This window comes from Amycolatopsis sp. NPDC048633, from assembly GCF_040650695.1.
GTDB lineage: Bacteria > Actinomycetota > Actinomycetes > Mycobacteriales > Pseudonocardiaceae > Amycolatopsis.
The window spans coordinates 270,337-284,045 of record NZ_JBEZHS010000006.1 but is presented as its reverse complement, the minus strand read 5'-3'; the positions used below and the strand labels follow the sequence as shown (position 1 = coordinate 284,045).

The 13,709-nt window shown below is 73.7% G+C and carries 1 protein-coding gene; it reads right to left on the bottom strand.

Going from position 1 to position 13,709, the window contains the following annotated elements:
- Positions 1–107 precede the first annotated feature (107 nt).
- The gene (locus tag AB0C38_RS15460) at positions 108–13,496 is read right to left on the bottom strand and encodes a type I polyketide synthase (protein WP_360672607.1); all 13,389 of its coding nucleotides are present in this window, start codon (positions 13,494–13,496) and stop codon (positions 108–110) included.
- Positions 13,497–13,709 lie beyond the last annotated feature (213 nt).

The following is a 13,709-nucleotide window of genomic DNA, read 5'->3' as shown; positions in this document are numbered from 1 at the left end:
CGCCCTCGCCTGTGGTCCTTATGGGGCCTCTTTCCGGGGGCTCCGGGTGGCGAAGCCCCCGGCCCGGGGCGAAGCCCCGCATGTCACGGTCCACCGGCGCCGGGCCATCACGACCTGCCTAGCTCCCGGTGGATGAAGTCGAAAATTTCGTCGTCCGTCGCGCCTTCGAGCTGCTGGGCCGCCCGGGGGCGGCCGTCGGACGCCCGGGCTTCTCCCAGCTTGTTCAGCATGGTCTGAAGTCGGCTGGTGATTTGACCAAAGGCGTCATCGTCTGGGGAAACCCCTGAAACCATCGCCTCGATCCGGTCCAGCTCCGCCAGTGCCGCCGCCGGGCCCGCTAGGGTCTCGCCGACCAGCGCCGAGAGCAGGAACCCGGCCAGTGCCGACGGCGTCGGGTGGTCGAAGACGAGGGTGGCGGGCAGCTTGAGCCCGGTCGCCCCGCGCAACCGGTTGCGCAGCTCCACCGCGGTCAGGGAGTCGAAGCCGATCTCCTTGAACGGCCGGTTCGCGTCGATCTCCTCGGCTCCCGCGTGCCCGAGCACCCGGGCGATGGCGTCGCGGACGTGGTCGAGGACCACCCGCTCCTGCTCGACGGGCGGCAGGCCGGTCAGCCGGCCCGCGAAGTCCGCCGGCGTCGACTCGGCCTCGGCCGGCCGGGCTTCGAGGGCCCGGCGGACGGCGGGGAGATCGTCGAGCAGCGGCCGCGGCCGCGCGGCGGTGAAGCCCTGGATGAACCGCTCCCAGTCGACGTCGGCGACGGTGAGGACGGCCTCGTCGCGGTCGATCGCCTGGCCCAGCGCGAGCAGTGCCCGCTCCGGCGGCATCGCGCCCACGCCTCGGCGGCGCAGGTGCTCTTCGGCGTCGTTGTCGCCCGCCATGCCCGCGCCCTGCCACGCGCCCCACGCGACCGAAGTCGCGGTGAGCCCGCGGTCGCGGCGTCGCTGGGCGAGCGCGTCGAGGAACGCGTTGCCCGCCGCGTACGCGCCTTGCCCGCCGCTGCCCCAGACGCCGGCGTTGGAGGAGAACAGGACGAACGCGTCGAGGTCTTCCAGGAGCTCGTCGAGGTGCGTGGCGCCGGCGACCTTGGCCGACACGACCTCGGCGAACTCGGTCAGCTCGGTGTCGTCGAGCGCGGTGCCCTGCACGACGCCGGCCGCGTGGAAGACGGCCCGGACGGGCTCACCCAGCTCGTCGAGCAGCGTTTTCAGGGACGCGCGGTCGGCGATGTCACAGGCGGCGATCGTCGTGCTCGCGCCGAGCGCGGTCAGCTCCTCGCGGAGTTCGGCCGCGCCGGGTGCCGCTTCGCCGCGCCTGCTGGTGAGCACCAGGCGTTGCGCGCCGCGGCCGGCGAGCCAGCGGGCGACGTGGGCACCGAGGGCGCCGGTGCCGCCGGTGATCAGGACGGTGCCGTCCGGCCGCCAGTCGCGGGCCGGGGCGCCGTCGCCGAGCGGGGCCGGCACCAGGCGGCGGGTGAGGACCCCGGACGCCCGGACGGCGACCTGGTCCTCGTCGCCCGCCGCGGCCAGGACCGCGGCCAGCCGCTGCCGGTCGCGCTCCCCGGTCGTGTCCGGCAGGTCGACCAGGCCGCCCCAGCGGTCGGCGTGCTCCAGGCCGATGACCCGGCCCAGCCCCCAGACCTGGGACTGCGCCGCGTCCGTCACCTTGTCGGCCCGGCCGGTGGCCACCGCGCCCGCCGTGGCGAGCCAGAGCGGAGCCGTGATCCCGGCGTCGCCGAGCGCCTGGGTCAGGAGCAGGGTGTTCGCGACGCCGCGCGGGAGCACCGGGTGTGCGGTCGCGTCGAGGGCCAGCAGGGAGAGCACGCCGTCCACCGGAGCGAGATCGACCAGGCGCTTGCCGAGCGCGGCGCGGTCGGTGGCCCCGACGGTGATCGGGACGACGGTGGCGCCCGCGTCCTCGATCGCCTGCCTCGCGGCGTCGATCCACGCGTGGTCGCCGCCCTCCGGCGTCACGACCAGCCAGTTTCCTTCCAGGGGTTTCTGTTCGGTGGTGAGGGGTTTCCAGGTGATGCGGTAACGCCAGCCGTCCACAGTGGATTTCTCGAGCCGGGTGCGCCGCCAGGACGCGAGCGCGGGCAGGACGTCGCCGAGGGGTTCCGGCGCGATGGCCAGGGTGCCGGCGATCGACGCCAGGTCTTCGCGTTCCACCGCGGCCCAGAACTGGTCGTCGACCGGGTCGCCCGTGGCCATCACGGGCTGCGCGGTCTTCGGCCAGAAGCGCCGGTGCTGGAACGGGTAGGTGGGCAAGCCGACTGTGCGCGTCTCGGGGACGAAGGTCCGCCAGTCGACGTCGTGCCCCTGCGTCCACAGCTCGGCGACCGAGGTCAGGAACCGGCGGGGGCCGCCTTCGCCGCGGCGCAGCGTCCCGACGACGACGCCCGGGGTGTCGTCGAGGGTCTCCTGGATCGCGGACAGCAGCACCGGGTGCGGGCTGACCTCGACGAAGAACCGGTGTCCCCGCTCGACGAGCGCGCGGGTCGTGTCCAGGAAGCGGACCGGCTCGCGCAGGTTCCGGTACCAGTACCCGGCGTCCAGGGTCGCGGTGTCGACCGGCTCGGCCGTGACCGCGGAGTAGAACGGGACGTCGCCCGTGCGCGGGCTCAGGCCCGCCAGGACCTCGTGGAGATCGTCGCGGATGCCTTCGACGTAGACCGAGTGGGAGGCGTAGTCGACCGGGATGCGCCGGGCCCGGATGTCCTTTTCCGTGCACTGGGCGATGAGTTCGTCCAGTGCGGCCGGGTCGCCGCAGACGACCGTCGAGGTCGGGCTGTTGTAGGCCGCGATCGCGACCCCGTCCGGCAGCAGGTCCGCGACGCGCTCGGCGCCGAGCGCGATCGAGGCCATGCCGCCTTGGCCCGCGAGTCCGGCGGCGATCGCCTTGCTGCGCAGCGCTACGACCTTCGCACCGTCCTCGAGGGACAGTCCGCCCGCGACGACCGCGGCCGCGATCTCGCCCTGGGAGTGCCCGGCGACGGCGTCGGGCTCGACTCCGTGCGCCCGCCAGAGCGCGGCCAGGGACACCATCACGGCCCACGAAGCCGGCTGCACGACGTCGACCCTCTTGAGGGCTTCCGCATCGCCCAAGACGTCGGTCAGCGACCAGTCGACGTGCGGGGCCAGCGCTTCCGTGCATTCCGCGAGCCGCTGCGCGAAGACGGGCTCGTCGAGCAACTCGACGGCCATGCCCGCCCACTGCGCGCCCTGGCCGGGGAAGACGAACACGGTCTCCCCCGCGGCCCCGGCGGTCCCGGTGACGGCGGCGGTCAGTTCGCGGAGGCCGGCGCGGTGCTCATCGAAGACGACCGCGCGGTGCTCGAACTGGGACCGGGTTTCGACCAGCGACCAAGCAATCTCGGCGACGCTCCCGGACACCTCGGCCAGCGCGGCCGCCCGGTCACGGACCGCCGGCTCCGACCGGGCGGAGATCACCCACGGAACCAAGGCTCCTTCCACGTCCACAGTGGACTCGACCGGCGGTTCGGGGACCTGCTCGACGATGATGTGCGCGTTCGTGCCGCTCACGCCGAACGACGAGATTCCGGCACGGCGCGGGCCTTCGCGCTCGGGCCACGGCTGCGGCTCAGTCAGCAGGGATACCGCGCCGCTATCCCAGTCGACGTGCCGGGACGGCTCGCCGACGTGCAGGGTCGCGGGCAGCACGCCTTCGCGCATCGCGAGGACCATCTTGATGACTCCGGCGACGCCCGCGGCCGCCTGCGTGTGCCCGACGTTCGACTTGATCGAGCCGAGCCACAGCGGCTCTTCCGCGTCGCGGTCCCGGCCGTAGGTCGCCAGCAACGCCTGCGCCTCGATCGGGTCGCCCAGCGTGGTGCCGGTGCCGTGCGCCTCGACGGCGTCCACATCGGACGGTGTCAGGCCCGCGTTCGCCAGCGCCGCGCGGATCACGCGCTGCTGGGACGGGCCGTTCGGCGCGGTCAGGCCGTTCGACGCGCCGTCCTGGTTGACCGCGGTGCCCCGGACAACGGCGAGCACCGGGTGCCCGTTGCGGCGGGCGTCGGAAAGCCGTTCGACGAGCACGACGCCGACGCCCTCGCCCCAGCCGGTGCCGTCCGCTTCGTCGGCGAAGGCCTTGCACCGCCCGTCGGGCGCCAGCCCGCGCTGCCGGCTGAACTCGACGAACAGGCCGGGGGTGGACATGATCGTCACGCCGCCGGCCAGCGCCAGCGAGCATTCGCCCGCCCGCAGCGACTGGGCGGCCAGGTGCAGGGCGACCAGCGACGACGAGCACGCCGTGTCGATGGTCATCGCCGGGCCTTCCAGCCCGAGCTCGTAGGAGATCCGTCCGGAAAGGACACTGCCGGCGCTGCCGGTGGCGAGGTAGCCGTCGACGCTCTCCTCGCCGAAGTGCAGCGCCGCGGTGTAGTCCTGCCCGTTGGTCCCGGCGAACACGCCGACGGGCGCGCCGCGCACCGAAAGCGGGTCGACGCCCGCCTGCTCCAGGGCTTCCCAGGAGGCCTCGAGCAGCAGCCGCTGCTGGGGGTCCATGGCCAGCGCCTCGCGCGGCGAGATCCCGAAGAATTCGGCGTCGAACTCGTCGGCGCCGGCCAGGAACCCGCCTTCGCGCACATAAGTCGTTCCGGCGTGGTCGGGATCGGGGTCGTAGAGCGCGTCGGTGTCCCAGCCGCGCTCGGCGGGGAACTCCGAAACCGCGTCACGGCCCTCGGCGAGCAGCGCCCAGAGTTCGTCGGGGTTGCGCACCCCGCCGGGGAAGCGGCAGCTCATGCCGACGATGGCGATGGGCTCGTCGGTGTTCTGCACGACGGCCATGTGTTCGGCCTCGGCTTCGCCGAGCAGTTCCGTGCGCAGGTATCCCGCGAGCGCCGTCGCCGTCGGGTAGTCGAACGCGAGGGTGGCCGGGAGCCGCAGACCGGTGGCGGTGTCGAGGCGGTTGCGCAGCTCGACGGCGGTCAGCGAGTCGAAGCCGAGCTCCTTGAAGGTGCGGCCGGCCGCGACGTCGTCGGCCGAGCGGTGGCCGAGGGCGAAGGCGACCTGCTCGCGGACCAGTTTGAGCAGCTGCCGGTCAGCGTCCACCGTGGACAGTCCGGCGAGGTCGAGCGAGCCCGTGGTGGCCGGTGCGAGCTGCCGCACCTCGGGCAGGCCGGCGATGAGCGGGCTCGGGCGGTGCGCGGTGAGGGCGGCGGCGAACCGCTCCCAGTCGACTTCGGCGACGGTGACCACCGGGCCGCCGCCGGTCGCGGCCTGCAGCGCGGCGATGGCGCGATCGGGCCGCAGCGGGGCGAGCCCGGTGCGGCCGAGGTGCTCTTCGGCGGCGGCCGCGGTGGCCATTCCGCCGTCTGCCCAGGGGCCCCAGGCGATCGACGTCGCCGCCAGCCCCTGGGCGCGGCGCTGTTCGGCGAGGGCGTCGAGGTAGGCGTTGGCGGCGGCGTAGTTGCCCTGCCCGGCCGCGCCGAAGGTACCGGCGCAGGAAGAGAACAGGACGAACGCCTCGAGTCCGGCGGTGAGCTCGTGCAGGTGCCGCGCGGAGACGGCCTTGGCGTCGACGACCTCGGCGAGGCGTTCGGGGGTCAGGGCTTCGAGGACTCCGTCGGCCAGGACCCCGGCGGTGTGCACGACGGCGGTGAGTTCGCCGACGGACCCGAGAGTCGCTTCGAGCGCGGCGCGGTCGGTGACGTCGCAGGCCAGGACGTCGACGCGCACGTCGAGTTCGGCCACCAGGTCCTGGGCACCGGGGGCGTCGAGGCCCCGGCGGCCGAGCAGGACGAGACGTTCGGCGCCGGCCTTGGCCAGCCACCTCGCGACGTGCTTCCCGAGGGCGCCGGTGCCGCCGGTGACCAGGACCGTGCCGCTGGGCTGCCACAGTGCCGCCGGGCGCGGGGTGCGACGGACGAGGCGGCGGGCCAGGACCTGCGTGCCGCGGAGGACGACCTGGTCTTCCCCGGTCGTGCCGCCGAGGATCGAGTGGAGAAGCCCGAGCGTCTCCTCGTCCACGTCGACGGGCAAGTCAACGAGCCCGCCCCAGCGGTGCGGGTGCTCCAGGGCGACCGTGCGCCCGAGGCCCCAGACCATCGCCTGCGCCGGATCCGGCACGTCACCCTCGGCCGCGGCGACCGCGCCCTGGGTGACGCACCACAGCGGCGCGTCGATCTCGGCGTCACCGAGGGCCTGGACCAACGCGAGCTGGCCTTCGACATCCAAAGTGGACAGCAGGCCGTCGAGGGTCCGGCCCTGCAAGCGTGCGGCGAGGGACGCACGATCGTCGGCGGGGCCGACTTCGAGGACGTCGTCGAGGAGCCGCGTGCCCGAGCCGGCGGGGACCACCGCGAGCCACCGGCCGTCGAGCCGGGTCTCGCCGGTGTCGACGGGCGTCCAGGTGACTTCGTACTGGCCGGCCGGCGACTGGCCGCGCTCGCGCCAGGCCGCGAGGGCCTCGACGTCGCCGCTCTCGACGGCCGCCCAGAACCGCGCGTCGGGCGCCGGGCGGGTGTCCAGCCAGAAGCGTGTGCGCTGGAACGGGTACGTCGGCAGCGTGACGGCGCCGGCGGGACGCCCCGGGTGTGCCGCCTGCAGGAGCGCACGCCAGTCGACGGTGTGGCCGCGCGTGTGCGCGTCGCCCAACGCGGTGAGCAGACTCGCGTACTCGGCACGGTCCTTGCGCAGCAACGGAAGCGCGGGGAACGCGGCCAGTGCCGAGAGCACACCGTCGGGGCCGAGTTCGACCCCTCGCGTCACGCCGAGGCTGGCGAGCGCGGCTGAAGCGTCCGCGAACCGGACCGGCTCGCGGACCTGGCGCACCCAGTACTCCGAGCTCAGGATCTCGTCCCCGGCCAGGCGACCGGACACAGTGGACACCAGCGGGATCTTCGGCGAGGTAAAGGTCAACGAGCCGGCCACGCGGGCGAACTCGGCCAGCATCGGGTCCATCAGCGCCGAGTGGAACGCGTGCGACACCGTGAGCCGCCGAACCTTGCGCCCCAGCCCGGCGAAGTGCCGCTCCACCGCTTCGACGGCTTCGACTTCACCGGAGACAACCACGGCCTCGGGGCCGTTCACCGCGGCCAAGCAGACGCCGTCGGTGAGCACCGTGGCAACTTCGTCTTCGGTGGCCTGCACAGCCAGCATCGCGCCGCCCTTGGGCAGCGCCTGCATCAAGCCCGCCCGAGCGGTCACCAAACGGCAAGCGTCCTCGATGGACAGAACTCCAGCGACGTGCGCCGCGGCGATTTCGCCGATCGAGTGCCCGGCAACGTGGTCCGGGACCACGCCCCACGACTCCAGCAACCGGAACAGCGCCACCTCGACCGCGAACAACGCCGGCTGCGTGTACCCGGTCTCGTCGAGCGCCGAAGCGTCACCGAAGACAACTTCACGCAACGGTCGATCCAAAGAAGAGTCCACCAGCGCGCAGACCGCGTCGAAGGCGTCCGCGAACACCGGGAATCGCTCGTACAGCTCCGCGCCCATCCCGACCCGCTGCGAACCCTGGCCCGAGAACAGGAACGCTGTCTTGCCCGGCTCGGCGAGGACCGGGGTCGTCGCGGCGAGCCCGGCGAGCAGGTCGTCGCGACCGTCTCCCACGACCACGGTCCGGTATTCGAACGCCGAACGCGCGGCCAGTGCGAGCGCGATGTCGACCGGGTCGCCGTCCGGCAGCCCGCGGGCGGCGTCACGCACCGCCTGCTCGGTCCGGCCGGAAAGCACCCACGGCACGACACCGACCTCGGGTTCATGGTGGACAGCGGGAACCGCGGGCGGCTCCTCGATGACGACGTGCGCGTTGGTCCCGCTGACCCCGAACGACGACACGCCCGCGCGGCGCGGCCCGTCGCCCTGCGGCCAGGCCTGGGCCTCCGTCAGCAACCGAACTTCGCCGGACGTCCAGTCCACCCGGTCCGACGGCCGGTCCACGTGCAGCGTCTTCGGCAGCGTTCCGCCGCGCAGGGCGAGGACCATCTTGAGCACGCCCACCGCGCCCGACGCCGCCTGCGTGTGGCCGACGTTGGACTTCACCGAGCCGAGCCACAGTGGACGGTCACGGTCCTGGCCGTAGGTTTCCAGCAGAGCCTGCGCCTCGATCGGGTCGCCCAGCGTCGTGCCCGTCCCGTGCGCCTCGACGGCGTCCACATCGGACGGTGCCAGGCCCGCGTTCGCCAGCGCCGCGCGGATCACGCGCTGCTGCGACGGGCCGTTCGGAGCGCTCAGGCCGTTCGACGCGCCGTCCTGGTTCATCGCCGAGCCGCGCAGCAGCGCGAGCACCGGGTGGCCCAGTCGTTGCGCGTCCGACAGGCGCTCGACCAGCACCAGCGCGACGCCTTCGCCCCAGCCGGTGCCGTCGGCCGCCTCGGCGAAGGACTTGCACCGGCCGTCGCCAGCCAGGCCGCCCTGCTTGGCGAACTCCTGGAACGCTCCCGGCGTCGCCATCACCGTGACGCCACCGGCCACCGCCATCGACGACTCGCCGGAGCGAACCGACTGGGCGGCGAGGTGCAGCGCCACCAGGGATGACGAGCACGCCGTGTCGACGGTCACCGCCGGGCCTTCGAGACCGAGCACATAGGACACTCGTCCGGACACGACCGCGCCGGCGTTCCCGGTGAGCAGGTGCCCTTCGACCTCCTCTGCCGCTTCGGTGTGGCCGGTCGCGTACCCCTGCGTGCCGCAGCCGACGAACACACCGGCCGCGCTGCCGCGCAGCGAGCGCGGGTCGATCCCGGCGCGCTCGAAGACCTCCCACGCGCTCTCCAGCAGCAGCCGCTGCTGCGGGTCCATGGCCAGGGCTTCGCGGGGTGAGATCCCGAAGAAGCCGGCGTCGAACTCGTCGGCGTCGTGGACGAACCCGCCGATGCCGGTGACCGCGTCGAGGTCCCAGCCGCGGTTCACCGGGAAGGCCGAGAGGCCCTCGGCGCCCGAGGAGACCAGGTCCCACAGGTCTTCCGGCGAGCGCACGCCGCCGGGCAGGCGGCAGGCCATCGACACGATCGCGATCGGCTCGTCCGCGTCCACCCGGGACACAAGCTGATCGGCCGCCACGGGGCCGGCGTCGAGCAGCTTGTGCCCCAGCAGCGCGGCGAGCCGCCGCGGGTCCGGGTGGTCGAACAGCACCACGGCGGGCAGCTTGAGCCCGGTCGCCGCGACGAGGCGGTTGCGCACCTCCAGCGCGATCAGGGAGTCCACGCCCAGGTCGCGGAAGGCCCGGTCCGGCTCGACCGAGCCCGGCCCGGGGTAGCCCAGCACCGCGGCGGTCTCCGCGCGCACGAGGTCGAGCAGTGCTTCCGCCTGTGCGGACCCGGTCATGGCGGCAAGCCGTTGGGCCAGCGGAGAATCCGTCTCGACCGGCGTCGTTTCGAGGACTCGCCGGACTTCGGGCAGCTCGTCGAGCAGGGGCCGCGGGCGGGCCGCGGTGAAGGCAGGGGCGAACCGCGCCCAGTCCATGTCCGCGACGGCCAGGAACGTCTCGTCGGCGTCGAGGGCCTGCCGCAGCACGGTGAGCGCGAGGGCGGGGTCCATCGCGCGGATGCCCCGGCGGCGCAGCTGTTCCGCGGAGCCGTCGCCGGTCATACCCGCCCCGGCCCACGCGCCCCAGGCCACCGACGTCGCGGTCAAGCCGCGGTCCCGGCGGTGCTGGGCCAAGGCGTCGAGCGAGGCGTTGGCCGCGGCATAAGCGGCCTGGCCGCCGCCACCCCAGACCCCGGCGTTGGAGGAGAACAGGACGAACGCGTCGAGGTCCCCGGTGAGCAGGGCGTCGAGGTTGGCGGCGCCGTCGACCTTCGCGCGCAGCGTGTCGGCGACCTCGGCGCGGTCGGTGTCGGCGAGGGCGGCCGAGCGCCCCACCCCGGCCGCGTGCACGACGGTGCGCGGCTCGACGTCGGCGAGCAAGGCGGCCAGGGCGTCGCGGTCGGCGACGTCGCAGGCGGCGATGGTCACCTCGACGCCAAGCGCCGTCAGCTCTTCGCGCAGCTCGGGGGCACCGTCCGCGTCGAGACCACGGCGGCTCGTGAGGACGAGGTGCTCGGCACCCGCCCCGGCCAGCCAGCGCGCGACGTGCGCGCCGAGCGCGCCGGTGCCGCCGGTGATCAGCGCGGTTCCGCTCGTCCGCCACTCGCGGGCCGGGCGGGTGGTGCCGAGCGGCGCCGGGACCAGGCGGCGGACCAGCACCCCGGCCGCCCGGATCGCGACCTGGTCCTCGCTCGCGTCGGCGAGCACCCTGGCCAAGCGGCCGAGCGCGCGTTCGTCGAGGTCTTCGGGGAGGTCGACCAGGCCGCCCCAGCGGTCCGGGTGTTCCAGGCCGACGACGCGGCCCATGCCCCAGACCTGGGCTTGGTCCGGGCTGGTCAGCCGGTCGGCGCGGCCCGTGGAGACAGCGCCGCGGGTCAGCAGCCACAGCGGCGCGGCCACGGCCCGAACCAGCTCGATGGTGGCGTAGAGGCCGTCGTCGGCGAAGGCGAGCAAGGACAAGACGCCGGTGACGTCCTCGGTGGGCAGCTCCGGGAGCGGGGCGCCGGGCTCGACGGTCAGCAGGACCGGCTCGGCACCGTGCGCGGCCAGGCCCTCGACGAGGCCCTCGGCCGGGTACCCGGCCGGGGCGACGACCAGCCAGCGGCCGGTGAGCTCCGCCTGGGGCGGGTTCGCCGGCTGCCACGTGATCCGGTAGCGCCAATTGTCCACAACGGACTGTTCGGTACGGCGTTTGTGCCACTGGGCGAGGCCGGGCAGGACGTCGGCGAGCGCCGTCGCGTCCACGTCCAGGGAGCCGGCCAGCGCGTCGACGTCGCCACTGTCCACAGCGGACCAGAACTGCTCGTCGGCCGCGCCCTCGGTCTTCTCGGCGGCGGTCAGCCAGTAGCGTTCGCGCTGGAACGCGTAGGTGGGCAGGTCGACGTGCCGCGCGCCGGGGAAGAGCCCGGCCCACTCGACCGGGCCACCGCGGCTCCACAGCTCGGCCAGCGACGTCAGGAAGCGCGGCAGGCCGCCTTCGCCGCGGCGCAGTGACCCGACGACGACGGGCCCGTCCAGGGTCTCCTCGACGGCCGCGGCGAGCACGGGGTGGGCGCTCACCTCGACGAACGTGGTGAACCCCGCCTCGGCGAGGCCACGCACGGCCGTGTCGAACAGGACCGTGCGGCGCAGGTTCCGGTACCAATAGGCCGCGTCCATCGTCGCGGTGTCGATCCGTTCGCCGAGCACCGAGGAGTGGAGCGGGATCTCGGCTTCGCGCGGGGTGACCGGGGCGAGCGCGGTGAGCAGGGCGTCCTCGATCGCCTCCACGTGCGCGGAGTGCGAGGCGTAGTCCACCGGGATGCGGCGGGCGCGGATGCCTTCGGCCACACAGGTTTCGACCAGCTCGTCGAGGGCTTCCGGCTCACCGGACAGCACGACCGAGCCGGGGCCGTTGACGGCCGCGACGCTGATCCGGTCGTCGAGGCGGGCGGTGACGTCCTCGAGGGACAGCGCGACCGACGCCATCCCGCCCTTGCCGGCGAGGACCTCGGCGATGAGCTTGCTCCGCAGCGCGACCACCCGCGCACCGTCCTCAAGAGACAGTGCACCCGCGACGCAGGCCGCGGCGATCTCGCCTTGGGAGTGCCCGACGACGGCGCCGGGCCGCACGCCCGCCGACTGCCAGAGCGCGGCGAGCGAGACCATCACGGCCCAGGAGGCCGGCTGCACGACGTCGACCCTGGCCAGCGCGTCCGCGTCGCCCAGGACGTCGGTCAGCTGCCAGTCGACGTGCGGGGCCAGCGCGACGGCGCACTCCGCCATCCGAGCCGCGAACACGGGCTCGTCGAGCAGGTCCACGGCCATCCCGGCCCACTGCGCGCCCTGGCCGGGGAAGACGAAGGCCGTCTTGCCCGGCGGCGTGGCGACGCCCCGGACGACCTCGGCCGACGGCGTCGCGTCCGCGAGCGCGTCCAAGCCGCGGACGAGGTCCTCGACGGTGTCGCCGAGGACGGCGGCGCGGTGTTCCCAGGCGGTGCGGGCGGTGGCCAACGTCATTCCGACGTCGGCCGGCTTCTCGTCGGTGACCCGCTTGCGCAGCAGGTCGGCCTGCTCGCGCAGAGCTTCGGCGGTGCGGGCGGACAGCACCCAAGTCGTCGGGCCTCGCGACTCCTCGGTTTCCTCCGGCGCGGGTGTGGGCTCGGCGGCTTCGAGGACGACGTGGGCATTGGTGCCGCCGACGCCGAACGAGGACACGCCGGCCCGGCGGGGTGCGCCGGTCTCGGGCCAGGCGGTGTGCTCGGTGAGCAGCTCGACCGAGCCCCGCGTCCAGTCGACCTGGGTGGACGGCTCGGTGAGGTGCAGCGTGCGGGGCAGCTCGCCGTGGCGCAGGGCCAGGACCATCTTCATCACGCCGGCCACGCCGGCGGCGGCCTGGGTGTGCCCGATGTTCGACTTGATCGAGCCCAGCCGGAGCGGGTGCTCGCGGTTCCGGCCGTAGGTCGCGAGCAGGGCTTGCGCCTCGATCGGGTCGCCCAGCGTGGTGCCCGTCCCGTGCGCCTCGACAGCGTCCACTTCGGACGGTTTGAGGCCGGCGTTCGCCAGCGCGGCGCGGATGACCCGCTGCTGCGAAAGGCCGTTGGGGGCGGTGAGGCCGTTGGACGCGCCGTCGGAGTTGACCGCGGAGCCGCGCAGGACCGCGAGCACCGGGTGGCCGTTCTTGCGGGCGTCGGACAGCCGCTCGACGAGCAGCACGCCGGCGCCCTCGCCCCAGCCGGTGCCGTCGGCGGTGTCGGCGAACGACTGGCACCGGCCGGACGCGGAGACGCCGCCCTGGCTGGTGAACTCGACGAACACGGCGGGCGTGGCCATCACGGTGACGCCGCCGGCGAGCGCCATGGAGCACTCCCCCGCGCGCAGCGCCTGCACGGCGAGGTGCAGCGCGACCAGCGAGGACGAGCAGGCGGTGTCGACGGTGACGGTGGGGCCTTCGAGCCCGAAGGTGTAGGCGATCCGCCCCGACGCGACCGACACGGCGCTGCCGGTGAGCAGGTGGCCGCGGACCTCGTCGGGCAGGCCGTCGAGGTCGGTGGAGCCGTAGGCCTGGTTGCTGCAGCCGATGAACACGCCGGTGTCGCTGGCTTGCAAGGTCTTCCGGTCCAGCCCCGCGCGTTCGAAGGTCTCCCAGGAGACTTCGAGGAGCAGGCGCTGCTGCGGGTCCATGGCGAGGGCTTCGCGCGGCGAGATGCCGAAGAAGCCGGGGTCGAAGTCAGCGGCCTTGTCGAGAAAACCGCCCTCGGCGGTGTTGCTGCCGGCCAGCTCGTCGGCGGTCCAGCCGCGGTCGGCGGGGAAGCCGGTGATGGCGTCGCCGCCGTCGCGTAGGAGGTCCCACAGCTGTTCGGGCGAGCTGACGCCACCGGGGAACCGGCAGCTCATCGCGACGACGGCGATCGGTTCCCTGGAGGCGGCCGCGAGCCGGTCGTTCTGCTCCCGCAGCCGCTTGTTGTCCCGCAAGGACGCCCGGAGCGCTTCGACGACCTTGTCCTTGTCCGAAGACAGTGCCACCAGGTACCTCCAGGTTCACGGCGTGGTCGCCTCGAGTGAAACGCATGGGGCACCCGCAAATCCCTAGACTTCCCGCCCCGGTCCGCCCGCCTCGGACGCAGTGAATGACTCATTCAGGTCTTGGCTGGCGCGCTCGGCCGCGACAGCGGTCATGAACGACCCTTTCACCTCGTCTGACGCGGTGAAAGGGTCGTTCATGACGTCTGGACTGCC